The organism is Nocardiopsis moroccensis (genome assembly GCF_055763695.1).
In genome coordinates, this window is sequence record NZ_CP199747.1 from 4,882,249 (window position 1) to 4,906,026 (window position 23,778).

At 70.5% G+C, this 23,778-nt stretch carries 25 protein-coding genes, 1 tRNA gene, 1 other RNA gene and 1 pseudogene; 15 read left to right on the plus strand and 13 right to left on the minus strand.

The genetic code is table 11. From position 1 onward, the window contains the following. Positions 1 to 62: 62 nt before the first annotated feature. Positions 63 to 854 carry an SGNH/GDSL hydrolase family protein gene (locus ACUKCB_RS21575; RefSeq protein ID WP_473037403.1) on the minus strand — a complete coding sequence of 264 codons (792 nt, stop codon included), beginning with the start codon at positions 852 to 854 and terminating at the stop codon, positions 63 to 65. Between the two features lie 203 nt (positions 855 to 1,057). On the opposite strand from ACUKCB_RS21575, the gene ACUKCB_RS21580 reads away from it, so the two are divergent. Both ACUKCB_RS21580 and ACUKCB_RS21585 read left to right on the plus strand, forming a co-directional pair. After that, entirely contained in the window at positions 1,058 to 2,797 is a 1,740-nt protein-coding gene (locus ACUKCB_RS21580) for a pyruvate dehydrogenase (protein ID WP_473037404.1), read from the plus strand. A gap of 519 nt (positions 2,798 to 3,316) precedes the next feature. Further along, complete coding sequence (locus ACUKCB_RS21585; RefSeq protein WP_473037405.1) at positions 3,317 to 4,105, plus strand: S1 family peptidase; 789 nt, start codon at positions 3,317 to 3,319, stop codon at positions 4,103 to 4,105. A gap of 128 nt (positions 4,106 to 4,233) precedes the next feature. Here ACUKCB_RS21585 and ACUKCB_RS21590 read toward each other — a convergent pair. After that, positions 4,234 to 4,321: transfer RNA gene (locus ACUKCB_RS21590), tRNA-Ser, on the minus strand. Between the two features lie 107 nt (positions 4,322 to 4,428). Between ACUKCB_RS21590 and ffs the strand changes: the two genes are divergently transcribed. Next, positions 4,429 to 4,524, plus strand: an RNA gene (ffs, locus tag ACUKCB_RS21595) — signal recognition particle sRNA small type. Positions 4,525 to 4,643: 119 nt separating this feature from the next. After that, the gene (locus tag ACUKCB_RS21600; protein ID WP_473037406.1) at positions 4,644 to 6,878 is read left to right on the plus strand and encodes a DNA polymerase III subunit gamma and tau; all 2,235 of its coding nucleotides are present in this window, start codon (positions 4,644 to 4,646) and stop codon (positions 6,876 to 6,878) included. Positions 6,879 to 6,894: 16 nt separating this feature from the next. Here the strand turns inward: ACUKCB_RS21600 and ACUKCB_RS21605 are convergent, their stop codons facing one another. Further along, positions 6,895 to 7,506 carry a TetR/AcrR family transcriptional regulator gene (locus tag ACUKCB_RS21605; RefSeq protein WP_473037407.1) on the minus strand — a complete coding sequence of 204 codons (612 nt, stop codon included), beginning with the start codon at positions 7,504 to 7,506 and terminating at the stop codon, positions 6,895 to 6,897. Positions 7,507 to 7,629: 123 nt separating this feature from the next. Here ACUKCB_RS21605 and ACUKCB_RS21610 point away from each other — a divergent pair, with 123 nt between their 5' ends. Beyond that, positions 7,630 to 7,827: a DUF6243 family protein gene (locus ACUKCB_RS21610; RefSeq protein ID WP_473037408.1), complete on the plus strand. Its 198-nt coding sequence runs from the start codon at positions 7,630 to 7,632 to the stop codon at positions 7,825 to 7,827. Positions 7,828 to 7,937: 110 nt separating this feature from the next. On the opposite strand, the gene ACUKCB_RS21615 is transcribed toward ACUKCB_RS21610, so the two are convergent. Both ACUKCB_RS21615 and ACUKCB_RS21620 read right to left on the minus strand, forming a co-directional pair. Beyond that, positions 7,938 to 9,086, minus strand: coding sequence for a methyltransferase domain-containing protein (locus ACUKCB_RS21615; protein ID WP_473041093.1), 1,149 nt, complete (start codon positions 9,084 to 9,086; stop codon positions 7,938 to 7,940). Positions 9,087 to 9,222: 136 nt separating this feature from the next. Further along, complete coding sequence (locus ACUKCB_RS21620; protein WP_473037409.1) at positions 9,223 to 10,344, minus strand: alkene reductase; 1,122 nt, start codon at positions 10,342 to 10,344, stop codon at positions 9,223 to 9,225. A 69-nt stretch (positions 10,345 to 10,413) separates the two neighbouring features. On the opposite strand from ACUKCB_RS21620, the gene ACUKCB_RS21625 reads away from it, so the two are divergent. The 5 genes from ACUKCB_RS21625 to ACUKCB_RS21645 all read left to right on the plus strand — a co-directional run bounded on the left by ACUKCB_RS21625 (position 10,414) and on the right by ACUKCB_RS21645 (position 14,545). Continuing rightward, positions 10,414 to 10,758: a MerR family transcriptional regulator gene (locus ACUKCB_RS21625; RefSeq protein ID WP_473037410.1), complete on the plus strand. Its 345-nt coding sequence runs from the start codon at positions 10,414 to 10,416 to the stop codon at positions 10,756 to 10,758. A gap of 130 nt (positions 10,759 to 10,888) precedes the next feature. Next, the gene (locus ACUKCB_RS21630) at positions 10,889 to 11,236 is read left to right on the plus strand and encodes a YbaB/EbfC family nucleoid-associated protein (RefSeq protein ID WP_191268076.1); all 348 of its coding nucleotides are present in this window, start codon (positions 10,889 to 10,891) and stop codon (positions 11,234 to 11,236) included. 199 nt (positions 11,237 to 11,435) lie between these two features. After that, positions 11,436 to 12,035, plus strand: a complete 600-nt coding sequence (gene recR, locus ACUKCB_RS21635; RefSeq protein WP_473037411.1) for a recombination mediator RecR — start codon at positions 11,436 to 11,438, stop codon at positions 12,033 to 12,035. Between the two features lie 180 nt (positions 12,036 to 12,215). Next, entirely contained in the window at positions 12,216 to 13,487 is a 1,272-nt protein-coding gene (locus ACUKCB_RS21640) for an aspartate kinase (protein WP_473037412.1), read from the plus strand. Continuing rightward, complete coding sequence (locus ACUKCB_RS21645; protein WP_473037413.1) at positions 13,484 to 14,545, plus strand: aspartate-semialdehyde dehydrogenase; 1,062 nt, start codon at positions 13,484 to 13,486, stop codon at positions 14,543 to 14,545. The genes ACUKCB_RS21640 and ACUKCB_RS21645 overlap by 4 nt, the downstream gene beginning before the upstream one ends. 228 nt (positions 14,546 to 14,773) lie before the next feature. On the opposite strand, the gene ACUKCB_RS21650 is transcribed toward ACUKCB_RS21645, so the two are convergent. Beyond that, a complete protein-coding gene (locus ACUKCB_RS21650; protein WP_473037414.1) occupies positions 14,774 to 15,499 on the minus strand; it encodes a GntR family transcriptional regulator in 726 nt (241 codons plus the stop codon). Between the two features lie 355 nt (positions 15,500 to 15,854). On the opposite strand from ACUKCB_RS21650, the gene ACUKCB_RS21655 reads away from it, so the two are divergent. Further along, complete coding sequence (locus tag ACUKCB_RS21655) at positions 15,855 to 16,238, plus strand: PLD nuclease N-terminal domain-containing protein (protein WP_473037415.1); 384 nt, start codon at positions 15,855 to 15,857, stop codon at positions 16,236 to 16,238. 245 nt (positions 16,239 to 16,483) lie between these two features. After that, positions 16,484 to 17,131 (plus strand): endonuclease, encoded by a 648-nt coding sequence (locus ACUKCB_RS21660; protein WP_473037416.1) that lies wholly within the window; start codon positions 16,484 to 16,486, stop codon positions 17,129 to 17,131. Positions 17,132 to 17,160: 29 nt separating this feature from the next. On the opposite strand, the gene ACUKCB_RS21665 is transcribed toward ACUKCB_RS21660, so the two are convergent. The 5 genes and pseudogenes from ACUKCB_RS21665 to ACUKCB_RS21685 form a co-directional block, all read right to left on the minus strand. Then, on the minus strand, positions 17,161 to 17,940 hold the full coding sequence (locus tag ACUKCB_RS21665; protein WP_473037417.1) for a cupin domain-containing protein: 780 nt from the start codon (positions 17,938 to 17,940) through the stop codon (positions 17,161 to 17,163). A gap of 160 nt (positions 17,941 to 18,100) precedes the next feature. Then, the gene (locus ACUKCB_RS21670; RefSeq protein WP_473037418.1) at positions 18,101 to 18,280 is read right to left on the minus strand and encodes a DUF397 domain-containing protein; all 180 of its coding nucleotides are present in this window, start codon (positions 18,278 to 18,280) and stop codon (positions 18,101 to 18,103) included. 40 nt (positions 18,281 to 18,320) lie between these two features. Continuing rightward, positions 18,321 to 18,500 carry a DUF397 domain-containing protein gene (locus ACUKCB_RS21675; RefSeq protein ID WP_473037419.1) on the minus strand — a complete coding sequence of 60 codons (180 nt, stop codon included), beginning with the start codon at positions 18,498 to 18,500 and terminating at the stop codon, positions 18,321 to 18,323. Further along, positions 18,497 to 19,138, minus strand: coding sequence for a DUF5753 domain-containing protein (locus tag ACUKCB_RS21680; RefSeq protein ID WP_473041094.1), 642 nt, complete (start codon positions 19,136 to 19,138; stop codon positions 18,497 to 18,499). Before ACUKCB_RS21680 ends, ACUKCB_RS21675 begins: the two co-directional genes overlap by 4 nt. Further along, positions 19,118 to 19,306, minus strand: a pseudogene (locus ACUKCB_RS21685) (helix-turn-helix domain-containing protein); the annotation flags it as partial. The pseudogene ACUKCB_RS21685 and the gene ACUKCB_RS21680, both read right to left, overlap by 21 nt. A gap of 296 nt (positions 19,307 to 19,602) precedes the next feature. Between ACUKCB_RS21685 and ACUKCB_RS21690 the strand changes: the two are divergent. The 3 genes from ACUKCB_RS21690 (at position 19,603) to ACUKCB_RS21700 (ending at position 21,313) form a co-directional block, all read left to right on the plus strand. Beyond that, complete coding sequence (locus tag ACUKCB_RS21690) at positions 19,603 to 20,169, plus strand: ATP-binding protein (protein WP_473037420.1); 567 nt, start codon at positions 19,603 to 19,605, stop codon at positions 20,167 to 20,169. 296 nt (positions 20,170 to 20,465) lie between these two features. Next, the gene (locus tag ACUKCB_RS21695) at positions 20,466 to 20,930 is read left to right on the plus strand and encodes an ATP-binding protein (protein WP_473037421.1); all 465 of its coding nucleotides are present in this window, start codon (positions 20,466 to 20,468) and stop codon (positions 20,928 to 20,930) included. Further along, a complete protein-coding gene (locus ACUKCB_RS21700) occupies positions 20,927 to 21,313 on the plus strand; it encodes a hypothetical protein (protein WP_473037422.1) in 387 nt (128 codons plus the stop codon). Before ACUKCB_RS21695 ends, ACUKCB_RS21700 begins: the two co-directional genes overlap by 4 nt. A 102-nt stretch (positions 21,314 to 21,415) precedes the next feature. On the opposite strand, the gene ACUKCB_RS21705 is transcribed toward ACUKCB_RS21700, so the two are convergent. Further along, the gene (locus ACUKCB_RS21705; RefSeq protein ID WP_473037423.1) at positions 21,416 to 22,738 is read right to left on the minus strand and encodes a dihydrolipoamide acetyltransferase family protein; all 1,323 of its coding nucleotides are present in this window, start codon (positions 22,736 to 22,738) and stop codon (positions 21,416 to 21,418) included. Between the two features lie 12 nt (positions 22,739 to 22,750). Beyond that, the gene (locus ACUKCB_RS21710) at positions 22,751 to 23,764 is read right to left on the minus strand and encodes an alpha-ketoacid dehydrogenase subunit beta (RefSeq protein WP_191267915.1); all 1,014 of its coding nucleotides are present in this window, start codon (positions 23,762 to 23,764) and stop codon (positions 22,751 to 22,753) included. Positions 23,765 to 23,778: the final 14 nt, after the last annotated feature.

A 23,778-nucleotide genomic window follows, 5' to 3' on the forward strand; every position in this document is an offset into this window, starting at 1 on the left:
GGGCCGCACGGAGCCCCGGAGGGGGCAGTGACCGGAGGGGGCAGTGAGCGGCCAGGAACGGTTCAGGACCCTTCGCCGCAGAGGACCACCGGAAGGGGCGCGGGGCGCTTGGCGGTCCGGCCGTCACCGGAGGACCGGCCCCGGACCCGGCGAACCACCCAGGGGCCGAGGAACGAACCCAGCCATCGGACCTCCGCCGCGACGGTCCGCCAGGCTCCGGGCGCGGGCAGCGGCGGCAGCGGGTCCGCCCAGGAGTCGTCGCTGCCGGGGATGCCGAGCGCGTGCGCCACCGCCCCGGAGATCCGTTCGTGGCCCTCGGGGGAGCAGTGCAGCCGGTCGCCCTGCCACAGGCGACGGTCCGTGGCGACCTCGTGCAGGGCGGTGTCGGCCACCGCCACCCCGTGCCGCTCCGCGGCCTCGCGCACACGCGCGTTGAAGTCCAGTACTCGTGGAACCAGGGGCCTGGCCAGCGGGGCGATCCTCGCGATGTCGGGGAAGGTCAGCGTGGCCACCCGTGCGCCGACCCCGGTGAGTTCGGCGAACATCGTCTCCAGGTGGCCGACGACCGCGTCGGCGTCGTACCCGGGGCGGATGAGGTCGTTGACCCCGGCGAAGACCGTCGCCACGTCCGGGCGCAGCTCCAGGGCGTCCTCGAGCTGCTCCGCACGGACCTGTTCGGCCAGGCGGCCGCGCACCGCGAGGTTGGCGTAGTCGACCCGTGCCCCGGTGGCGGCCAGCCGCTCCGCGAACCGGTCCGCCCATCCCCGGTAGCCGGCACTCTCGTCGCCGTCCCCGATCCCCTCGGTCTGGCTGTCCCCGAGCGCGACGTAGCGCAGGTCCCCGTCCAACCTCATGTCCCGCCCCTTTCCTGGTTACCACCGAACAATAATCAAAAAGACGACTATGAGCCCTGTGCACCACCCGGGTTCGGACACCCCCGTCCCGGCGTCGGAAGACCGGAGCGTGGCGGTCCGGCACATCCGCTCGGGACGCTCCTAGCGTTGTCCGGGGGCGGGAACCCGGCCCCCGGCCGCGCCGCGCCCCGGGAGGGTCCGTCTTGACCAGGAACACCGTCGCCGAACAACTCGTACGAACACTGCTCGCCGCGGGCGTCACCCGTGTCTACGGGGTCGTGGGGGACAGCCTCAACCCGGTGGTGGACGCCGTTCGCTCCACCGACGGCATCGAGTGGGTCCACGTCCGCAACGAGGAGGCCGCCGCCTTCGCCGCCTCCGCGCAGGCCCAGGTCGACGGAGGGCTCGCCGTCTGCGCCGGGTCCTGCGGCCCCGGCAACACCCACCTCGTCCAGGGGCTCTACGACGCCCAGCGCAGCGGCGCCCCGGTACTCGCGCTGGCCTCGCACATCCCCTCGCACCAGATCGGGACCGGTTTCTTCCAGGAGACCCACCCCGAACGGCTCTTCGGTGACGTCACCGAGTTCCGCGAACTGGTCTCCCACCCCGACCAGATGCCCCGGCTGGCCCGGATCGCCGTCCAGCACGCCCTCGGTACCCCCGGCGTGGCCGTGCTCGTCCTGCCCGGAGACGTCGCCGGGCGCGCGGCCGGCGGCCCCGCCGACACCACACCCGTGACGGCGGGCCGGGCCACCGCATGGCCGAGCGAGGACGACGTCCGCGAGCTCGCGCGCCGGATCAACGAGGCCGACACGGTCTCCCTGTTCTGCGGTGCCGGGGTCCGCGGCGCACACGAGGAGGTCGTCACCCTCGCGGACCAGGTCAACGCACCGGTCGGGCACACCCTGCGCGGCAAGGAGTGGATCCAGTACGACAACCCCCATGACGTCGGCATGATCGGGCTGCTCGGTTACGGCGCCTGCTATGAGGCGCTCCAGGACGCCGACCTCACGATCCTGCTCGGCTGTGACTTCCCCTACGACGACTTCCTGCCGAGAAGGAACGTCGTCCAGGTGGACCGCGATCCGCGCCGCCTCGGCCGCCGAGTCCCGCTCCGGCTCGGCGTCCAGGGGGACGTCGCCGCGACCCTGCGCGCCCTGCGGCCGCTGGTGCGCAGGAAGACCGACGACTCCTTCCTCCGCGACATGCTCCGCCGCCACGAACGCGCCCTGACCAGGGTCGTCGACGCCTACACGAAGAACATCCAGCACCACACCCCGATCCACCCCGAGTACGTGGCGAGCGTCCTCGACTCCCTGGCCCCGGAGGACACGGTGTTCACCGTCGACACCGGGATGAACAACGTGTGGGCCGCCCGCTACCTCACCCCGAACGGCCGCCGCCGCGTGATCGGCTCCTTCACCCACGGCAGCATGGCCAACGCCCTGCCGCACGCGATCGGGGCGGCCTACGCCGCGCCGGACCGCAAGATCGTGTCCATGTCCGGTGACGGTGGCCTGAGCATGCTCCTCGGTGAGCTCATCACCGTCCGGCAGCACGACCTGCCCATCACCACGGTGGTCTTCAACAACTCCTCGCTCGGCATGGTCCGGCTGGAGATGATGGTGGACGGCATGCCCGCCTTCGAGACCGACCACGCCCCGGTGGACTACGCGGCGGTCGCGGAGGCCCTGGGGATGCGGGCGATCCGGGTGGAGGAGCCGCAGGACGTGCGGGAGGCCCTGCACCAGGCGCTGCACGCGGACGCGCCCGTGCTGGTGGACGTGGTCACCGACCCCAACGCGCTGTCGATGCCCTCCCGGATCACCGCCGACCAGGTCACCGGGTTCGCCCTGTCGGCCGGACGCACCGTGCTCCGGGGCGGTGTGGGTTCGATGATCGACCTCGCCCGCTCCAACCTGCGCAACATCCCCAGGCCGTAGATCGGTCTGACCCGTCCACAGGTCGCCAGACCGATCAATCCCCGTGTCGCCTATCCGGAATCGGCTGCTCCACTTCCCTGGAAGGCCTTGCGGCGGGTCTGCGGTCTGGTGCCCACCACCGCGCGGAGGCGTTCGCGGAAGGCGGTGGGGGAGCCGGAACCCGTCTGCGCGGCGACGTCGGTCGAGTACCCGTGGGTGCCTGTGACGGGCCATCCTCCAAGGCGCCGAGAAGCCTTCACCGCCCGTTTCAGGGGGTTTGCCGGCGGCCGGAGCCGAGATGACGCGAAAGGCCTGAGAGGCGCGCCCGCAGGCCGACCTTCGTAAGCCGGAAGGCGTTGCGGGGCCGACTTTTGTAGGGGGGCGAGTTGGCTCTCGCGGACGATGTCCGGACAGGGCAGATTTCCTAGGGTCGTGCGTGACAGAAAGCAATGGCTTGGTCACTGGTGCAACCTGAGGGATGGGTCGGACATGGTCGGTATTCGCGGGAACGGGAATGGGAACGGACGAAACCGGGGTCGCGTGGCGGCAGCCGCGGGGGCGACGGGACTGGCAACGCTGCTCGGTGCGGTGGTGCCGGCCGCTCCCGCCTCCGCTGTCCTCGGCGGGGTCGACGCCACCGAGGAGTATCCGTTCGTGACCGCCCTGTTCGACGACCAGGGCCTGCACTACTGCGGAGGGGCGCTGATCGATGAGCAGCGGGTGCTCACCGCCGCCCACTGCTCCGACTCCGACCTGCTGGTGACGGAGGGTATCTCCGTGCGGGTGGGCAGCAACGACATCGGCGAGGGCGGCAGCGAACGCGAGGTGACCAAGGTGGTCCAGCACCCGGACTACGAGGCGCAGGACGTCAGCGACGACCCCGACTACCCCCACTCGTTTCTCCTCGTAAGCAAGGACCTCTCACTGCTGAAGCTGGACTCCCCGGTCGATCAGGCGCCCGTTCGCGTCGCCGGGGACCGGCCGGAGCCGGGTGCGGCGGTGCGCGCCCTCGGCTGGGGTGTGGTCGATGAGCTCGGCTGGGAGCCCAAACCGGAGATCCTGCAGCAGCTCGACACCGAGATCGTGCCCGACGACCGGTGCGCGGAGCTCGACGGCGACCTGTGCTCCGAACACCCCACCGATGAGGCGCAGGTCTGCTCGACCGACTCCGGCAGCCCTGTGATCCGCGGCAGTAGGGGGGACTGGGAGCTGGTCGGTTTGGTCAGCCGTGACGGCGACTACGACGAGAACGTGGCCTGCGTGGGCCCGTGGGTCTTCACCGAAGCGGCCAAGCACGGCGACTGGGTCGCCAGCACGGTCGGGAAGTAGCCCGCCTTCCGGTCCCGGCAGTGCCACAGCGCGGAGCCACCGGGAGGGCTTCGGCGACCTGACCCCGAGGCGGAGGGCGGCAACGACGAAGGCCCCGACCGGTGTCCGGTCGGGGCCTTCGCTCCTGTTGGCGGAGGATAGGGGATTCGAACCCCTGAGGCGTTGCCACCAACACGCTTTCCAAGCGTGCGCCCTAGGCCACTAGGCGAATCCTCCGTGGACAACTCTACAGGCTTTCGGGGGGTGCTCGGAACGTGTCCCGACGGCGGCCGGACGACGGTCCGTCCCGGGTTGCGGGGGTGCCCGGTTCGGATACACTCGGGGCAGACCCCTCGTGCGGCGTCACCCTACGAACCTCCCCAGGGCCGGAAGGCAGCAAGGATAAGTGGGCTCTGGCGGGTGCGCGGGGGGTCCTTTCTTGTTTCTGGGGGGACCTCGCCCCGGAGCCGCCCCCTCCCGGTTTCCCGAACCCGGCGCGAGTTGTCACCGCCAACGGGTTGAATGGGACCGTGGCAGGGACCAGGGGAGTGATCACACCGTGAGCATCGCGCTGTACCGCAAGTACCGTCCCGCGACGTTCGGTGAGGTGCGCGGTCAGGAACACGTGACCGACCCGCTGCGCCAGGCGCTGCGCAGCGGACGTATCAACCACGCCTACCTCTTCAGCGGGCCGCGCGGCTGCGGCAAGACGACCAGCGCGCGCATCCTCGCGCGCTCCCTGAACTGTGTGGAGGGCCCCACCCCGGACCCGTGCGGGACCTGTGACTCCTGTGTGTCGCTCGCTCCCGACGGCGGCGGCAGCATCGACGTGATCGAGATCGACGCCGCCTCCCACGGCGGTGTCGACGATGCCCGCGACCTTCGGGAGCGCGCGTTCTTCTCGCCGGTCAACTCGCGCTACAAGATCTACATCATCGACGAGGCGCACATGGTGACCCGCGAGGGTTTCAACGCGCTCCTCAAGCTGGTGGAGGAACCCCCGCCGCACCTGAAGTTCGTGTTCGCCACCACCGAGCCCGAGAAGGTCATCGGCACGATCCGTTCGCGGACCCACCACTACCCCTTCCGGCTCATCCCGCCGAGCACCCTCAAGGAGCTCATGGAGGACCTCCTCAAGGAGGAGGGCCTGTCCTACGACCCCGCCGCCCTGCCGCTGGTCGTGCGGGCCGGGGCCGGTTCGGCCCGGGACACCCTCTCCGTCCTGGACCAGCTCATCGCCGGTTCGGACGAGGGCGGTATCACCCGTGAGGGCGCCGTCTCCCTGCTCGGCTACACCGACTCCAGCCTGCTCGGCGAGATGGTCGACGCTCTGGGCGCACGCGACGGCGCCGCGGCGTTCGGCCTGGTCGACCGGATCGTCGAGGGAGGGCACGACCCGCGCCGCTTCACCACGGACCTGTTGGAGCGCTTCCGTGACCTCGTGGTGCTCGCCGCCGTTCCGGACGCCCTGGACAAGGGGCTGGTGAACGTCTCCCCGGAGTCCGTGGAGCAGATGAAGGACCAGGCCGCCCGGATGGGCCCGGCCGAACTGTCCCGTGCCGCGGACATCCTCAACCAGGGTCTGACCGAGATGCGCGGGGCGACCGCGCCCCGCCTGCTCCTGGAGCTCGTCTGCTCGCGGATCCTGCTGCCCGCCACCGACGGCGCCCAGGGCACCGCGCTGCTGGCCCGCCTGGAGCAGATGGAGCGCCGGCTGGCCTCCGGTGCCGTCGCCCCTGCCGCCCAGGCGCCCGCGGCCCCCGCCCCGGCGGCCCCCGCCTCCGCTCCAGCTGCGCCTTCGACGCCTGCGGCCGCCGCCCCGGCCGCTCCCGCCAACGGGCCCGCGGCGCCCGCGGCCCCTGCTCCGCAGCCCGCGGCTCCGGCCCGCCCCAGCGCCCCCGAACCCGCTCCGAGCCAGCCCCGGCAGGCGCCCGCCGGTGAGCCCGGCGGCTGGGACGCCCCGCAGCGGAACCGGCCCGAACCGGCCCAGGGCGCGTCCGCGCCCGCTGCCGGCGGAGCACTCGACCTGGGCCGTATCCAGGGGGCCTGGTCCCAGATCCTGGAGGCGGTCAAGGGCCGCCGCCGGTTCACCTGGATGGTGCTGTCCGGCAGCGACGTCCGGCCGGTCGGGGTCGAGGGCAACAGCGTGCTGCTCGGCTTCAACAAGCCCAACGAGGCCAAGGGGTTCACCAACAGCGGCAGTGACCAGGTCGTCGCCGGGGCGATCCAGCAGGTTCTCGGTGTCGAGGTCCGCGTCGCCCCCGCCGGAGGCAACACGCCCGCACCTTCGCGTCGCGCGGAACCCGCTCCGCGCCCCGCCGCCCCGCCCACGGCCGAGCCCGCGGGTTGGGACGCGCCCGCCCCCGCCCCGCAGGCGGGATCCGGGGCCGCAGCCCCCGGGACCGGCCCGGCCCAGGCGTCCGCTCAGCCCGCCGGGCCGCCGCCGGACCGCATCGTGACCGGCCTCCAGGAACCGCCTCCCGACCCGTACGAGGACGGCGCCTCGGCTCCGCCGCCGGACGAGGGCGGTTTCGGCCGCCCCGACCAGCGTGGGCAGTCCGGCGCACCGGCGTCCGGGTCTTCGGCGCGCAACGCCCCGGAACGGCAGACGCAGGCCTCGCAGGCGCCTACGACGGGCAGCCGGGGCGGCGCTCCCGCGTCCAACGGTCCGGCCTCCGGCGCCTCGAAGGCCGGTTCCGGCGGGGGCTCCGGTGGTGGCGCGTCACTCATCGAGACGGAGCTCGGCGGGAAGCTGCTGGAGGAGATCGAGCACGGCGCCGCACCCGGGGCCTAGCTCGGGGGCAGGCTGCTCAGGGGCGCAGGCCGCGCAGCACCGTGTCCACGAGCCGGTCCACGTACTCGTGGGTCAGTGGTCCGGTGCGCAGCAGCCACCGGTGGTTGATCGGACCGCTGAGCATCTCCGCGGCGAGTTCGAGATCGGCGTCCGGAGCGATCTGACCGGCCGCCCGGCCGGAGCTCAGCCGGTCCCGGACCGCCCGGTTGTTGGGTTCGACGAGCCGCTCGGTGACGGCCCGGGCGAGCTCCTCGTCGTGCTGGATCTCCGCGGTGAAGGCCCGGGTGGTCCGGTCCGTCTCCGGGTCGGCGAACTCGTCGACGGTGGCGCGGAAAACGGTCTTGAGGTCGGCGGCCAGGTCCCCGGTGTCGGGCAGGGGCGCCCCGGCGGTGGCGCCGGTCAGCCGGGTGAACACGTCGAAGACCACGGCGGCCTTGGAGGGCCACCAGCGGTAGATGGTCTGTTTTCCGACCCTGGCCCGGGCGGCGATGGCCTCCATGGTCAGTTTGGAATACCCGACCTCACCCAGCAGCTCGGCGGCGGCGTCGAGGATGGCGTTGCGCGCGCGTTGGCTGCGACGGCGGGGGTCCGGGGACCGTCGCGTCTGTTCAGCGGTGTTGTCGGCCATGGCCCCACGGTATCCGTATCCGGCGAAAAAGACGAGACGTATCGTCTTGTATCAGGTAGGATCAGGGACACGAGACGGAACGGGGATCCCCGTCCCGTCGATCTCTGACAGGAGGCCAAACACATGGCCAAGAACAGCGACAACCTTCTCGGGATGGGCGGCCGGCGCGCCACCGTCTCCCGCTCCGCGCTGCGCGGCGGCAAGGGCGGGGCCGGGGGCGGTCCCAGCGAAGAGGCCCGTGAGCGCAGGCAGGAACTCCTGAGCAAGCTCCGGGAGAAGCAGTCCGCGCAGGTGGTCGAGGGAGCCGAAGCGCAGTCGTGAACGCTCGGCGGCCCCGTCACAGGTCGGACGAGGGGTCGCCGCGTCCTCGCGGACGAAAGCTCCCGCAACCGCCCCCGGGACCCTCGCGGAGGGCTCCGGGGGCGGCCGGTTCAGTCCGGCGGGCCGACCGGCCACGAGTACCCGTCCGGTGAGTCCAGCCACACCCGCTGCCCCCCGTCGGGCCCCACCGCCAGGCCGAACCGGTCCGGCCCCGGCTCCTCCAGGCGGGACCACTCGGCCAGGGCCTCCTCGACCTCGTCCCAGATACTTCTGGGCCCGCCCTGCTCGATCATCCACGAGGTCCCGTAGGGATAGATCCGCACCCACGAGCTCCCGCCCCGGTCGCACAGCCACATCCCCGAACCCGTGCCGATCCACCGTCGCCGCATCCGCCAGTTCGGGACCATCACCGATACCGCGAAGGCCGAGGCGAAGGCCAGCATCGGTGCGACGGGATCGGTCTGGGTGAGCCGGTACTCGTCCGGCTGCTGCCCGGAGTCCCGGACGGGCGGCGGGACCGGGCCGGGCGTACGCAACGGGACGAACCCCACACCGCCGTGGAACGTCCCCAGGGCCGTGCCCCCCGCCTGCCGTTCGAGCCGCATCAGCACCCCCGCGTTCTCCAGCAGCCCCCACGGGCACACCACGAGTCCGCCCTCGGCGAGTTGGTCGAGCCAGGCCCCGGGCACCCTGCCCACCCCGCACGCACTGATGATCCGGTCGAAGGGCCCCGCCTCCTCGAACCCCTCGTACCCGTCGGCCAGGTGGGTCCCGGGGGCCAGGCCCGCCTCGCGCAGCGCCCGCCGGGCCGCGCCCAGCAGCCTCTCGTCGATCTCCACGGAGGTGACGCCCGCGTCGCCGAGGCGGTGGGCGAGCAGCGCGGTGTTCCATCCCGTCCCGGTGCCGACCTCCAGAACCCGCTGCCCGTTCGCGAGGTCGGCCAGTTCCAGCATCCGGGCGAGCACGGTCGGCGCGGAACTGTACGAGGTGGCGGCGGGCCGGTCGGTTCCGCGCTGTCGCGGCACCTCGGTCTCCTCCACCCGGGTGACGATCGCGTTGTCCGTGTAGACGGCGGTCAGCCAGCGGTCGGGGTTGCCCGTCGCGCTCAGCGAACCGCCGTTCGCGGTCAGGGCGCCGGACTCCGGGATGAACAGATGGCGGGGCACGGACCGGAAGGCGTCGACGAGTGCCGCGTCGCTCAGCAGGCCGTCCGCGATTATCGCCTCGATCAGAGCCGAGTTGCGCTCTCTGGCGGTCAACACGTCCTCAGCCCCCTGTTGCTCTCGCTGTTCAAGGACGGTGCCCGAGGGCACCTCAGGGGCCAACGGGCCCACGGGGCATTCTTTCAACCGAACGTGACATTCGCGCCACCCCTCGCTCTTTTTGCTGGTGAAATCAGGTCAACGGTGCAACAAAGTTCCCTTTGGCACCGTTGTGGCCCGGATAGTCCATGTAGCCGCGCGGTCCGGTCGTGTAGTGGAAGTCCTTCTCCCGGATCGCCGCCCAGGGCACCCGGGCCGCCAGCCGTCCGACCACGTCGGGGTTGGCGATGTAGGGCCGTCCCACGGACACCAGGTCGGCCCGGCCCTCGGCGACGAGCGCGGTCGCGCTCTCGGCGGTGGTCTCCTCGTGCTCGCCGGTGTTGCCCACCAGAGTGCCCTCCCAGAGGCGGCGGGCCCGGGCCAGCACCGTGCGGGCGGGGTCCTCGGTGACGTGCAGGTAGGCGAGCCCGAGCGGGGAGACCAGGCGCAGCAGCTCCCGGTAGACCGGCTCGGGGTCGCGTTCGACCATCTCGAACTGGCTGTTGCCTGGGGAGATCCGGAGCCCCACCCGGTCGGCCCCCACGGCGTCCGCGACCGCCTCGGTGACCTCCACGGGGAACCGGACCCGCCCGGAGGCCCCGCCCCCGTAGGCGTCCGTGCGCAGATTGGTGTTGTCGGCCAGGAACTGGTGCGGCAGGTACCCGTTGGCCCCGTGGATCTCGACCCCGTCGAACCCCGCGCGCAGTGCCGCGCGGGCGGCGTCCGCGTACGCGGCCACGGTTTCGGAGATCTCCCGGATGGACATGGCGCGGGGCGCGGCCGGAGCGACTTTGCCGTCCAGGGTGTGCACCGGGTCGGTCCGGGGCACGGCCGAGGGCCCCACGGGGGTCCCGCCGTCGGGGCGGTTGGCCGGGTGTCCGCTTCGGCCGGCGTGCATGAGCTGGGCGAAGATCCGGCCGCCCGCGGCGTGCACGGCGCCGGTCACCCGGCGCCACCCCCTGACCTGCGCGTCCGTGTACAGACCCGGTTCGGTCAGGTACTGCTGCCCCGGTACGTCGGGCGCTATCCCCTCGGAGACGATCAGGCCCGCTTCGGCGCGCTGGGCGTAGTAGGCGGCCATCAGGTCGCCGGGTACCCCGCTCCGGTCGGCGCGCAGCCGGGTCATCGGGGCCATCACCACCCGGTTGGGCAGCCGGAGGGAGCCGAGTGCGTAGGCGTCGAGCAACGGGTTCGGGTACTGGTTCGGTGCGTTCATGAGGTGAGCGTAGAATCTGACATCCATGTGAGGTTCAAGTGTTCGTGACCAGGCTCACCGGAGGTGGCCGTGCGTATCGGTGAACTGTCCGCGCGGAGCGGGGCGAGCCCCCGTTCGCTGCGTTACTACGAGGAGCGGGGGCTCCTCACCTCCGAACGCACCGTCGGGGGGCACCGCGAGTACGGCGAGGACGCGGTGGAGCGGGTCGACCGCGTCCAGTGCCTCCTCGGAGCCGGACTCAACACCGAGACCATCCGCGACCTGCTGCCCTGCGTGTACGCCCAGGAGCGCGGGGACCCCGCGCCGGACCTGCTCGACTGGCTGTGCGCCGAACGCGTCCGGGTGAGCGAGGCGATCCGCGGTCTGGAGCGCACCAGGCAGGCCCTCGACCAGGTCATCGCGAACGCCCGGTGAACGCCTCCGCGGCGGGTCGTGCGCGTGGCCGAGCCTGCCCGGCCGGACCGGTTACCCTCACAGACAAGTGACAGGCAGCGATCACAAGCACCACGTGTGCGGCGAGGAGACGGCCGTGAACCCTGGCGGAATGGACATGCAGGCCCTGCTCCAGCAGGCCCAGCAGATGCAGCAGCAGTTGGCCGACGCCCAGCAGGCCCTGGAGGAGGCCGAGGTCGAGGGCAGCTCCGGCGGCGGCCTGGTCAAGGTCAAGCTGAGCGGGCGCGGTCAGGTCGAGGACATCACCGTCGACCCCAAGGCCGTCGACCCCGCCGACGCGGGGGAGACCGCCCAGACCGTCGCCGACCTGGTCCTGGCGGCCATCCGCGACGCCGAGGCCCAGGTCGAGCGCCTGCAGCAGGAGAAAATGGGCCCGCTGGCCGAGGGGCTCGGCGGTGGGATGCCCGGCGGAGGCATCCCCGGCCTCCCCGGCTTCTAGGATTCTCCGGGCCCGCCTTCGGCCCCGGATGTCCCGCCCTGCCCGGCCCCTGCGGCCGTTTCGGCGCCCCCGTGGCACCGGAGCGGCGCCGGGGCCGGCCGGGTGCGGTCCCAAGAGGTCGCCGCCCCCCGATACGGTGGGGTTCGGGGCAGGAGTGGCCCCGCCGGGTCCAGGCCCGGTTCCGACCGAGTGGGTAGGCATGTACGAAGGCGCGGTACAGAATCTGATCGACGAGCTCGGGCGGCTGCCCGGCGTCGGTCCGAAAAGCGCGCAACGCATCGCCTTCCACCTGCTGTCCGCGGAACACGCGGATGTCAAACGCCTGGTCAACGCACTCGTCGAGGTCAAGGAGCGGGTTCGCTTCTGTTCGATCTGCGGCAACGTCGCCGAAGAGACCGAGTGCCGTATCTGCCGTGACGCCCGCCGCGACGTCGCCGTCATCTGCGTCGTCGAGGAGTCCAAGGACGTCGTCGCCATCGAGCGCACCCGCGAGTTCCGGGGGCGCTACCACGTGCTCGGGGGCGCCATCAGCCCCATCGAGGGTGTGGGCCCCGACGACCTGCGGGTCAAGGAGCTCATGACCCGCCTGGCCGACGGCCAGGTGAGCGAGCTGATCCTGGCGACCGACCCGAACCTGGAAGGGGAGGCCACCGCGACCTATCTGGCGCGGCTGGTCAAACCCATGGGCCTGAAAGTCACCCGTCTGGCCAGCGGACTGCCTGTCGGCGGCGACCTCGAGTACGCCGACGAGGTCACCCTCGGGCGCGCCTTCGAGGGCCGCCGAAGCCTGGAGTTCTAGCTCACACTTGTCCGTAATCTGGGCGAAATATGAGTAACCTCCGTTCGAACGGGTAGGCCCGAGCGCTGGTGTGTCAAGACGCCACGCCCTCCCTCCGCAGGTCGGAAGGGGTGCGATGGGCGTCGCTGGCTACACTCCATAGGTAATTGTCTTGATCCCAACTCCTCAGGAGCATCGATCGTGGCCCTAATCGTGCAGAAGTACGGTGGGTCTTCCGTGGCTGACGCGGAAGCCATCAAGCGAGTAGCCCAAAGGATCGTGGCTCAGAAAAAGGCGGGACATGACGTCGTGGTCGTGGTCTCGGCCATGGGCGACACGACCGACGAACTGCTGGACCTGGCCGAACAGGTCTCTCCGATGCCGCCGGCGCGCGAGCTCGACATGCTCGTCACCGCTGGTGAGCGCATGTCGATGGCCCTCGTGGCGATGGCCATCGAGAACCTCGGTTACGAGGCCCGCTCCTTCACCGGTTCCCAGGCCGGCGTCATCACCACGTCGTTGCACGGCAACGCCAAGATCATCGACGTGACGCCCGGACGTATCCAGGAGGCCGTGGGCGAGGGCGCGATCTGTATCGTCGCCGGGTTCCAGGGCGTCTCCCAGGACACGAAGGACATCACGTCCCTGGGTCGTGGCGGTTCCGACACCACCGCCGTCGCTCTCGCCGGCGCGCTCAGCGCGGACGCCTGCGAGATCTACAGCGATGTCGACGGTGTGTTCACCGCCGACCCGCGCGTCGTGCCCACCGCTCAGCGGATCCCCCAGATCTCCTACGAGGAGATGCTGGAGATGGCCGCCAGCGGCACGAAGATCCTGCACCTGCGCTGCGTCGAGTACGCGCGCCAGTACAACATCCCCTTGCACGTCCGCTCGTCGTTCAGCCAGAAGCCCGGAACGTGGATCGTTTCGGAAGTCGAGGAAAGCGAAGGCATGGAACAGCCGATCATCTCCGGGGTATCCCACGACCGGAGCGAAGCCAAGATCACCGTCGTCGGCGTCCCTGACAAGGTCGGTGAGGCCGCGGCCATCTTCAAGGCGCTCGCGGACGCCGAGATCAACATCGACATGATCGTGCAGAACGTGTCGGCGGTCTCCACCTCCCGCACGGACATCTCGTTCACCGTCCCCAAGGACTTCGGCAAGGAGGCGGTCGCCGCCCTGAAGAAGGTCCAGGAGAAGGTCGGCTACGACTCCCTCCGCTACGACGACAAGATCGGCAAGGTCTCGCTGATCGGTGCGGGTATGCGCTCGTACCCGGGCGTCACCGCGCGTTTCTTCGACTCGATCGCCTCCTCCGGCACCAACGTCGAGATGATCTCCACCTCGGAGATCCGCATCTCGGTCATCGTCGAGGAGGACCAGGTGGACGCGGCCGTGCAGGCCGCGCACAGTGAGTTCCAGCTCGACGCCGACCAGGTCGAGGCTGTCGTCTACGGAGGTACCGGCCGATGAGCAACCGTCTTCCCACCCTGGCCATCGTCGGCGCGACCGGCGCCGTCGGTACCGTCATGCTCGATATCCTCACCCAGCGTGAGAACGTGTGGGGCGAGATCCGTCTGGTCGCCTCCCCGCGCAGCGCGGGCAAGGTCCTGAGCGTGCGCGGCGAGGACGTCGTCGTGCAGGCGCTGGCCCCCGAGGTCTTCGACGGCGTCGACGTCGCCATGTTCGACGTACCGGACGAGGTGTCCAAGGAGTGGGCGCCGATCGCCGCCGCCCGCGGCGCGGTCGCCGTCGACAACTCCGGCGCGTTCCGCCTGGACCCCGACGTCCCGCTGGTGGTTCCCGAGGTCAACGCGGACCAGGTGCGCAACCGTCCGCGCGGCATCATCTCGAACCCCAACTGCACGACCCTGTCGATGATCGTGGCCATCGGTGCCCTGCACCGGTCCTACGGCGTCAAGGAGCTCGTGGTCTCCTCCTACCAGGCGGCCTCCGGCGCCGGCCAGGAGGGCATCGACGTCCTGCGCGACCAGATGGCCAAGGCGGGCGGTGACCGCACCCTCGGTGACCAGCAGGGCGACATGCGCTCGGCCGTCGACGAGCTCGGCCCGTTCCCGGCGCCGCTGGCCTACAACGTCGTGCCGTGGGCGGGTTCGCTCAAGGACGACGGCTGGTCCTCGGAGGAGCTGAAGGTCCGCAACGAGTCCCGCAAGATCCTGGGTCTGTCGGACCTGCGCGTCTCCGCGACGTGCGTGCGCGTCCCGGTCATCACCACGCACTCGCTGGTCGTGCACGCGACCTTCGACAGCGAGGTCGCCGCCGACGACGCCCGCAAGCTGCTCGGTGCCGCCGAGGGCGTCCAGGTCCTGGACGACCCCGCCAAGGGCGAGTTCCCGACCCCGAACGACGTGGTGGGCACCGACCCGACCTGGGTCGGCCGTATCCGCCAGTCCATCGACGACCCGAAGTCGCTCGACCTCTTCCTGTGCGGGGACAACCTGCGCAAGGGCGCCGCGCTGAACACCGCGCAGATCGCCGAGGTCGTCGCCAAGGAGTTCACCCAGGGCTAGGTTGTGTTTGCCTTGGGCCTCCGCTGCGCTTCGGCCCGTGTTCGGGCGCCAATGAGGGCAGGAACTTTCGGCACCTACGGTGTGATGGCTCGTTCCTCGCAATCCCACCTCCGGCACCTCCAAAACCCTGCCGGCGCCCGAACGCAAGCGCCCCCTGTCTAGGGCGGTGACCGAGGGCGGTGGTTCGTCCCCTCCACGGAGGGGGTGGGCCACCGCCCTTCGCTGTGCCTACCCGTGGTTGCGGGGCCGGGCGAGGCTCAGTTTGTAGAGGAGCCGGCACTGTTCGGCCGATCCGATGAGGTCGGAGGTCTCGACGGGGCGGTCGCCGCAGTAGTGGGTGCGTTCGACGACGAGCACGGGCATCCCGGGGGCGGATCCCAGAAGCGCCGCCTCGGAGTCGCGCAGGGCGCGGACCCCGACCTCCTCCACGACCCGGTCCACGGGGAACCCGGCGGCGCCGAGGCGTTCCAGGGGTCCGGAACCGGCGGCGTCGAAGGGGGTGCGCAGGGTTCCGGCGGTGAGGACCGCGGGTTCCCAGGACCGGTGCAGGGTGACCGGTCGGTCGCAGGCCAGCCCCCGCGAGGTGGTGCGGTACACGGGCTCGCCGTCGCGGAGCCGGAGCCTGGAGCTCAGCGGCGCCGTGCAGCGTTCCTGTTCGGTGCCGACCCGTTCACGGCTGAGCCGTCCCAGCCCGGAACCGGAGGTGGCGTCGGTCCGGGACAGCCGGAAGACCTCGGGGACGGGCCGGACGAAGTACCCGGAGCCGGGTCGTGCCTCGACGAGCCCTTCGGTGACCAGGAGCCGTAGCGCGGTGCGGGATATCTGTTCGCTGACCCGGTGGGTGCGCGCCAGGCTGGTGCGGGAGGGCAGCCGGGTGCCGGGGGGCATCTCGCCGTTGAGGATCGGTTCGCGTAGTTGTTCGGCCAGCCAGAGGTAGCGGGGTTTCCGGGACACCGCTCACCCGGCCTCTGCGGTGGCGCCCCCGGTCGGCGGGGGCGTTCTGGCCGGGGGCGCGGGTCGGTGGTCACGGGTGCCCGCGCCGACACCGTTTCCGGTGCTGGTGCCGGGCCGGAGGGAGGGGGTGGACCTACCAGATCGCCGAAGCTCGCCCATGCTTCCAGTAAAGCAGCGGAAAAGCCTGGTGGGGGGCTCTACTCGAAAGTAGTCGGCCCCGTCTGCGCGGGGGCACGGAATCGGAACCGGGGAGGCTGATGCGAGGAATCGCCCGAAAGCGTCGGAATGTGTGTGCCTGAACATCCTGGATTATTACTCTGTGTATTGAGGCAACCACGTTTTGCTTGGGGGAGACATGATCACCAACCTGTCGGAGCTGGCGGACCGGACGAGACTGTCGGAGTTGGCGGACAACACCAGTCCCGCCGTCGCCTGGATGGGCGGAATTACCGGCGTTCTGCTCCTGATCGTGCTCCTCGCCGTGCTGGTCCTGGTGATCGCGGCGCTGATCTCCACGCTGGCCGACGGCGACACCACGGGAGGCGGCAAACTCCTGTGGGTGCTGTTCATCCTCTGGTTCCCGGTGTTCGGGGCGGTGGCCTGGTTCGTGGTCGGCAAGAAGGGCCACCTCAACCGGTTCCTCGGGATCGACAAGGGTCGCGCCCGCCACGCGGTCCCGAGCAGTGTCGGGCAGCACAGCGACGTCGCGTCCGACCAGACCGGCCTCGGCCACGCCTGAGGCGGCCGCACCCGAGCGGGACCGCCGGGGCCCCGGGGCGCGGAGGTGTTCCTTCGCGACCCGGGGCTCCCGCGTGTCCGGGTGCGACCGGGGTGCGTTCTCCGATCGGGGTTCGGGGGTGAGAAATGTTGTCCACAGGCTGTGGACAAGTTTTGGCAATTCGCCCCGACATCGTGCCGCCCCTGGTCGGGACGGGTAGTAGCCCCCCACCGGAGTCCTCTCACCGTGGTGGAAGGAGAAGCGGGATGGCGAAGCAGACGGAGATCGCCCGCGCCGTCGTCGACGAGGCGGGGAGGACCCTCGCCTCCGAGGCCGGGATCCGGATGGCGGACCAACCGGCCCCGTTGTGGCAGTTGCTGGTGCTGGTGAACCTGCTGTCCACCCGGATTTCGGCGCGGATCGCGGTCACGGCCGCGCGCGAGCTCAACAGGGCGGGCGCCACGACCCCGGACGGGACGGCCTCGCTGGGGTGGCAGGGCCGCGTCGACGCGCTGGGGCGCGGACACTACGTCCGCTATGACGAGAGCACCGCCACCCGGCTGGGTGAGTGCGCCGACCGAGTGCGCGACGAGTACCGGGGTGACCTGCGCCGACTCGCTGAGAGTGCGGAGCGGGACCGGAGCCGCCTGGAGTCCGGGCTGCGCGCCTTTCCGGGGATCGGCCCCACCGGCGCCGCGATGTTCTGCCGCGAGGCCCAGGCGGTCTGGCCCTGGCTCCGCCCCTACACCGACAAGCTCGCCCGTAGCGGGGCCGAGCGGGCGGGGCTGCCCGCGGACGAGGAGAAGCTCGGCAGGCTCGTGGACGGCGAGGACATGGCCGCACTCGCCGCGGGCCTGACCCGGGTCGCCCGCGACGGCGACCTCGCTGACCGGGTCGGGGCGAGGGCGGGCTGAGGGCCTGCGCCGGTGGCCGCTAGTGACCGCTAGCCCTGGGCGGTCTCGAAGTCGGCGAAGTCGAACCCGGGTGAGACGAAGCAGCTCACCAGGGACTCCCCGCCCAGCGGACGGGCGCTCTGCCAGGTGCCTGCCGGGACCAGGACCTGGAGGTGTTCGCCGTCCCCGGTTCCCGGCCCCAGAACGAAGCCGTCGGCGGGTTCGGGGGCCCCGCCCGTGCCGCCGAACTCCAGCCGCAGCGGTCGGCCCCGGTTGAAGACCCACATCTCGTCCGAGCGCAACCGGTGCCAGCGCGACACCTCGCCGGGTCCGAGCAGGAACTGGATGCCGGTGGCGGTGGGCCGGGGGCCCGGATAGCCCGCGGTATGGATCTCCGTTCCGGCGCGCCAGGTCCGCCGGTACCAGCCGCCCTCGGGGTGGGGCAGCAGGTCCAGCTCCTCCGCGGTCCCGGGCCGCTCCTCGAAGGCGGTGTACCGGCCCCCGGGGTCCTGGCGCGGGTGGCGTACTCCCACCACCGCGCGGCGCGGGACCGGCCCGTAGACGTGGGGGAAGAGCACCACCTCGGGAGCCCCGGGCGGGGGAGCGGGATCGGCGGCCTCCCACCTGACCTCGGCGTCGACCAGGTCGGTGTCCACGACCAGGACCACCAGGGGCTCGGCGGCTTCGGCGTAGAAGGCGTTCGCCACCGCGAGCAGGGTGGCGTCGTCGGGTGAGGCGTGCAGGAAACCCTGGGTGCGGAGGGATTCGGCTTCGACGTCCCCGCCGGACCGCCAGCGGGAGAGTTCGGTCAGGTGCAGGATGTGGGCCATGGGGGAGACGGTAGCGACTCGGTTCGCGGAGCGCCCTCCCAGGCGCGTCTAACCGGGACGGTCGTTCACAGCCTGGGGACAACCTGCGGTGGTCCGCGCAGACGTAGGCGACGCCCCGGCCGGAAGGGATCCGGCCGGGGGCGGAGCTGGTTGGGGTGGCTCAGACCTGGTCGGCGCGGATGGCGCCGAGGGCGGCGGTCCACTCAGATCCGGCGAAGCCGAGGTGACCGGCGTCCCTGTTCTGGGTGTCACGGACCAGGTGCTCACCGGGCAGGTCAGCGACCTCCACGCAGTCGTTGTAGGAGCCGCTGTAGCTGCTCTTACGGAACTCGGGTGTCATTGTGGGGCTCCGTCCCTGGTGCGAGTGGTCCTGGGAGGGCTTATACCTGGGTGGTGTGGGCTGCGTTGAGCAATGCGGCCCACTCCCTCGTGGGGAAAGTGAGGTGTCCCAGGTCCCTGTTCTGAGTGTCCCGCATGTCTACGTAGGCGGAACTCTCACGGGCCTCGATGCAGTTGTTGGTGGCCCCGCTGTACGACGACTTGTGCCACTGCTGATTCATGCCTTGTCCAACCTCTTGATCTCTTCTCGGACGCGTTCCAGGGAGCTGTCCGGGGTCAGCGCCACGGCTTGGAGTGCGGCGAACAGCATCCTGCGATGTGCCACCTCGTCGGCCTCCGTGACGGACTGTCCTTCACGGGCGTTCTCCACGTACACGGAGTCCGGGCTGTCCTGCGTCACGATCACGCTGAACGCTCCGGAGTTCCCGGGATGCTTGGGGGAATCCACGGGGACCACCTGCAGGGTCAAGCGCTCCTGTTCCGCAAGCCCCGCGATGTGTTCCAGTTGTGCCCGCGTCACCTCACGCCCGCCGTATCGACGGGACAAAAGCGACTCGTCCACCACCAGCCACAGCTTAGGCGTTGTGGCATCTGCCATGTCCTCTGCCCGCGTCATGCGCTCCGCGACGAGCACATCCACTTCGTCTGCTGAAAGCCACGGGGCTCCATAACGCATGAGGGCCCGCGTGTACGTCTCCGTTTGGAGGTGTGCCGGGAACGCTAGTACCTGGTATTCGTACACGGCCAGAGCGTTCTGAATGGCGTTGGCGATTTCGTCCAGCCATGCTGGGCGACCGGTGCCGGTGAGATCGTCCCACAGGTCCTGAAGGCGAGTCCCGGTCCCCAGAACTTCGTCCAGGCAGGGGAGCAATGACAGGGCTGGACTCCGGTACCCGCCTTCCAAATTGGACATATGGGAAGTACTGACTCCGGCTAGGGCGCCCATCCTCGCCTGGGTCATTCCTGCACGTTTGCGTATCCTTGCCAGCTCACGCCCGAACCGCTTCTTCGCTTGAGGGGTCGTCATGTCCTCATTAGAACATGGTCGGACGTGTCATGTATTCAAAATCATTCGAAATTTCACGGAGTCGTTCTTTGCTGCCCATAATCACGTTCTGCCTTGCGAGGGGGTAGTCAGAGCGTTCATCGTGAGCAGCATGCTTCAGTGATGACTTCCTCTGGAGGGCAGTGCAAAATGCGACAGTTCACGAAACAGTCTTTGGGATCTTCGGAAGAGGTTGGACGCCGGGCTTCTCGGGTCCGTCGCTTCGTGCTCCAGTGCGGGGCCAGCGCGGTTGTCTCTGCTGACATGGGGATGGTCGCGTGAAGGCGCGGACTCTTGAGCTCCCGGAGGTGACGCTGCCGCTGCTCGCGACCGTCCAGTCCAAGCACCGGCACTACTTCGACCCGGACTCCGGCCGGGCCCCCTTCCGTCACCGCCGCTACGAGTTCGGGGCCGGACCCCTCCAGATGCCGCTGGTCCGTGCCTTCCTGCACACCTGCGCCGAGCGCCAGAACCCCGACTACCAGTACCTCTTCACCCTGCTGGGCAGCGAACTCGCGAGTAACGCGATCCGGCACACGCGCTCGGGCGAGCGGTTCGGCCACTACTCCCTGACCTGTGAACGCCTGCGGCACGGGCTCCGGCTGACCTGCCAGGACCAGGGCACCCAGCCCCTCGGTTCCTTCGACGCCGACCACCCCCGGCACCTGAGCGCCGACCCGCGCGGGCTGGACCCCGACGCCGAGGCCGGTCGCGGTCTGGCCATGATCGACGCCCTGGCCTCCGAGTGGGGCGACAACGGCGTCCCCATCACCCGCAAGGTCTGGTTCACCCTGGCCTACGACCTCACCGACAACCCCTGGAACCACCTGGAAGAACAGAGGTGAGCCCGCGGGGCCCGCTCCGCCCGCAGCCCCCGTGAGGCGGCGTGGACAACCAGACCACGTGTCCCGGCACCGCAGGGCACGACTACGTCCCGGACCAACCACCGGTCAGACACGGCAACACGGCCACCGCCACCTGCCGCCACTGCGGGCACACCATCACGGCCACGCGCTGACCCCCGCACCCGGGACCACCGCTGCCCCGTAACCGGGGCAACCAAGAGAAAAGCTCTGGCGGGTGCACCAACACCCCCAGAGCAGGCCGACAAGACCATCCATCAAGAAAGCGAGTTGTCGACATGACCATTGTGCCCCACGTGAGCCCTGCCCGCTGGCAGGCGCGGATCTATCCGGGTGATCTCGCCCAGATGAGCACCGTCCGTGCGGACCTGCGCGCCGACCTGGCCGGGTTCGGAGAGGACCTGGCGGAGGCCGCCGTCCTGTGCGGGAGCGAGATCGTGGCCAACGCGATCGAGCACAGCCGGTCGGGAGCCCCGGACGGCCGGGTGCTGCGGGCGCTCTTCGCTCCGCAGCCGGGTGTACTGCGCCTGGTGGTCGTTGACGACGGAGCCCGCGAGTCCTCGCCGGAGATCCCGGACCGCTTGGCAGGGGACTGGCTGAGCGCCGAACGCGGTCGGGGCCTGTTGCTGGTGGACGTGCTCGCCGCCAGGTGGGGCACCTACCCGGTCGTGCCCTTCCCGTTCTGCTCGGACCTGGGCACGGCCGTGTGGGCCGAGTTCGCGCTGGGCGGTGGTGACCGGTGACCACGGTCGAGACGAGGGTGCGGTCGGTCCTGGACGCTCCCCGGGGACGCCGGTTCTCCCGGACCCCCGCACCGGTAAGGGGAACCCGGCAGGTCCGCGAACAGCACCTCCTGCGGCAGATGGCGGGCAACCCGAAGGTCGCCCACCGGTTGGCGCACGGCGTCCTGCCCGGGTGGATGCGCGTGGCGAAGGACCATGGGGGATCGGAGGGACGGGCGGCCGGGGGAGCGGGTGTGACCGGACCCGAGCCCGAACCCGCTCCGCTCCCGCGCGGTCGTCATCGCCGCACCCCGCGCCGCTGGCGCGGCTGGGCCGTTCCGAGCTACGGGGCGGTGCTGGTCGCGGGGATGATGATCGGCCAGCTCGCCAGGCTGATCCTTTAGCCGAACCTCTGTCCACAGGCTGTGGACAACCTGTGGCGGTCCGCGCCGACGCAGGACGCCCCGGCCGGAAGGGACCCGGCCGGGGCGTCGCGTACGGAGTCGCTACAGGATGATCCGCATGGGCTCTTCCAGGATCTCCGCGAGTTCCTTCAGGAAGGCGGCGCCCACGGCACCGTCGACCGCGCGGTGGTCCACCGAGAGCTCCAGCGCGATGCGGTTGCGCACCTGCACCTCGCCGTCCACCACCACCGGCTCCTGGCGCATGGCGCCCACGGCGAGGATGGCGGCCTCCGGCGGGTTGATCACCGCCGAGAAGCTGTCCACGCCGAACATGCCCAGGTTGGACACGCTGAACGTGCCACCGCTCATCTCCTGCGGCTTGAGCTTGTTGTCCCGGGCCTTGCCCGCCAGCTCACGCGTGTTCGTGGAGATCTCCGACAGGGTCGCCTTGTCGGTGTCGTGCAGCACCGGCACGACCAGACCGGCGTCCACGGCGACCGCCACACCGACGTTGATCCGGTTGTGCTGGACCAGGTTGTCGTCCACCCAGGAGGTGTTGACCGCGGGGTGCAGCTTGAGCGCGGTGGCGCAGGCCTTCACGATCAGGTCGTTGAAGCTGACCTTCACACCCGTGCTGGAGAGCTGCTCGTTGATCTGGCCGCGGAAGGCCTTGAGCGGCTCGGCGTCGATCGCCCGGCGCAGGTAGAAGTGCGGGACCGTCTGCTTGCTCTCGGTCAGGCGGCGCGCGATCACCTTGCGCACGTTGCTGGTCTTGACCTGCTCCGAGTCGCGCCCGTCGTCGAAGGACGGAGCCGTCTGCGCCTTGGCGGCGGCGGGCCTGTCCTCCTTCTCCTGGGCGGCCGGAGCCGACTCGGCGGCCGGACCCTCCTTGGCGGCGGCCTCGATGTCGGCGCGCACGATCCGGCCCTTGGGCCCGGACCCCTTGATCTTCGTGATGTCCAGGCCGTACTCCTTGGCCAGCCGGCGGGCCAGCGGGGAGGTACGGGGGCGGTCCGCGGGGGCGTCACCGCCGCCGGAGGGGGCCGACGGAGCGGCGGACCCGGACTCGGCGGGCTTCTCCTCGCCCTTGGGAGCCTCCTCCGCGCTCTCCTTCTCCTCGTCGGCCTCGTCCTCCTTCTTCTCCGAAGCCGGAGCGGAGGGCGTGCCGGAGTCCTCGGGCACCGCGTCCGGGGAGTCGGCGATGAAGCCGATGACCTCGCCGATCGGGACGGTGTCGCCCTCGGAGGCGTTCTGCTTGACGAGGTAGCCGTCCTCGTAGGCCTCGTACTCCATGACGGCCTTGTCGGTCTCGATCTCGACCAGCACGTCACCGGAGGCGACCTTGTCCCCCACCTTCTTGACCCAGGTGGAGATGACGCCTTCCTCCATGGTGTCGGAGAGGCGCGGCATGTGGATCTCGCTCATTGACTACTCCCTCTACCCGACCCGTTTGCCGACGGCGCTCAGGGTCTCCTTGATCACGGTGCTGATCGACTCGACCGACGGCAGAGCGGCGGTCTCCAACGGCTTGGCGTAGGGCATGGGCACCTCGGCCATGGCCACCCGGCGTACCGGGGCGTCCAGGTAGTCGAAGGCCCCTTCCTGGATCGATGCGGCGATCTCCGCGCCGATCCCGTAGGTGAGCCAGTCGTCCTCGCAGATCACCGCGGCACCGGTCTTCTTGACCGAGTCCACGAAGGTCTGCCGGTCGAGGGGGCGCAGGCTGCGCAGGTCCACGACCTCGACGCTGATGTCCTCCTCGGCCAGCTTCTCGGCGACCTGGTTCGCGACCGTGGCCATCCGGGAGTAGCCGATCAGGGTGATGTCGCTGCCCTCGCGGGACACGCCGGCGCGACCGATGGTCGCGACCTCGTCGCAGGAGGCCTCGGCGTAGTCCTCGGGGACCTCGCCCTTGGAGTTGTACAGGCCCAGGTTCTCCAGGAACAGGACCGGGTCGTCGTCGCGGATGGCCGCCCGCAGCATCGAGGAGGCCTCGGCCGGGGTGCTGGGAGCCATCACCTTGAGGCCGGGGATGAAGGAGTAGAACAGCTCGATGTTCTGCGAGTGCGTCGCGCCGAGCTGCTGGCCACCGCCTCCGGGGGTGCGGATGACCATGGGGACGCTGGTCTGGCCGCCGAACATCCCGTAGATCTTGGCGGCGTGGTTGATGATCTGGTCGATGGCGATCAGGGAGAAGTTGATCGTCATCAGTTCCACGACCGGGCGCAGACCCAGCATGGCGGCGCCGACGGCGGCACCGACGAAGCCCTCCTCGGCGATCGGGGTGTCCTTGACCCGCCGGGGGCCGAACTCCTTGAGGAGCCCCTCGGTGATCTTGTAGGAGCCCTCGAAGACGCCGATCTCCTCGCCGATCACGAGGACGTTCTCGTCGCGCACCATCTCGGCCCGCAGGGTGTCCCGCAGGGCCTGGCGGTAGGTGATCACGGACATGTGAGTGGTTCCTT

Coding starts and splice junctions, on each gene's coding strand:
- ACUKCB_RS21575 (WP_473037403.1), bottom strand. CDS start 854: ATGAGGTTGGACGGGGACCTGCGCTACGTCGCGCTCGGGGACAGCCAG.
- ACUKCB_RS21605 (WP_473037407.1), bottom strand. CDS start 7,506: ATGGCCGACAACACCGCTGAACAGACGCGACGGTCCCCGGACCCCCGC.
- ACUKCB_RS21610 (WP_473037408.1), top strand. CDS start 7,630: ATGGCCAAGAACAGCGACAACCTTCTCGGGATGGGCGGCCGGCGCGCC.
- ACUKCB_RS21620 (WP_473037409.1), bottom strand. CDS start 10,344: ATGAACGCACCGAACCAGTACCCGAACCCGTTGCTCGACGCCTACGCA.
- ACUKCB_RS21630 (WP_191268076.1), top strand. CDS start 10,889: ATGGACATGCAGGCCCTGCTCCAGCAGGCCCAGCAGATGCAGCAGCAG.
- recR (WP_473037411.1), top strand. CDS start 11,436: ATGTACGAAGGCGCGGTACAGAATCTGATCGACGAGCTCGGGCGGCTG.
- ACUKCB_RS21645 (WP_473037413.1), top strand. CDS start 13,484: ATGAGCAACCGTCTTCCCACCCTGGCCATCGTCGGCGCGACCGGCGCC.
- ACUKCB_RS21655 (WP_473037415.1), top strand. CDS start 15,855: ATGATCACCAACCTGTCGGAGCTGGCGGACCGGACGAGACTGTCGGAG.
- ACUKCB_RS21660 (WP_473037416.1), top strand. CDS start 16,484: ATGGCGAAGCAGACGGAGATCGCCCGCGCCGTCGTCGACGAGGCGGGG.
- ACUKCB_RS21665 (WP_473037417.1), bottom strand. CDS start 17,940: ATGGCCCACATCCTGCACCTGACCGAACTCTCCCGCTGGCGGTCCGGC.
- ACUKCB_RS21670 (WP_473037418.1), bottom strand. CDS start 18,280: ATGACACCCGAGTTCCGTAAGAGCAGCTACAGCGGCTCCTACAACGAC.
- ACUKCB_RS21675 (WP_473037419.1), bottom strand. CDS start 18,500: ATGAATCAGCAGTGGCACAAGTCGTCGTACAGCGGGGCCACCAACAAC.
- ACUKCB_RS21695 (WP_473037421.1), top strand. CDS start 20,466: ATGACCATTGTGCCCCACGTGAGCCCTGCCCGCTGGCAGGCGCGGATC.
- ACUKCB_RS21705 (WP_473037423.1), bottom strand. CDS start 22,738: ATGAGCGAGATCCACATGCCGCGCCTCTCCGACACCATGGAGGAAGGC.
- ACUKCB_RS21710 (WP_191267915.1), bottom strand. CDS start 23,764: ATGTCCGTGATCACCTACCGCCAGGCCCTGCGGGACACCCTGCGGGCC.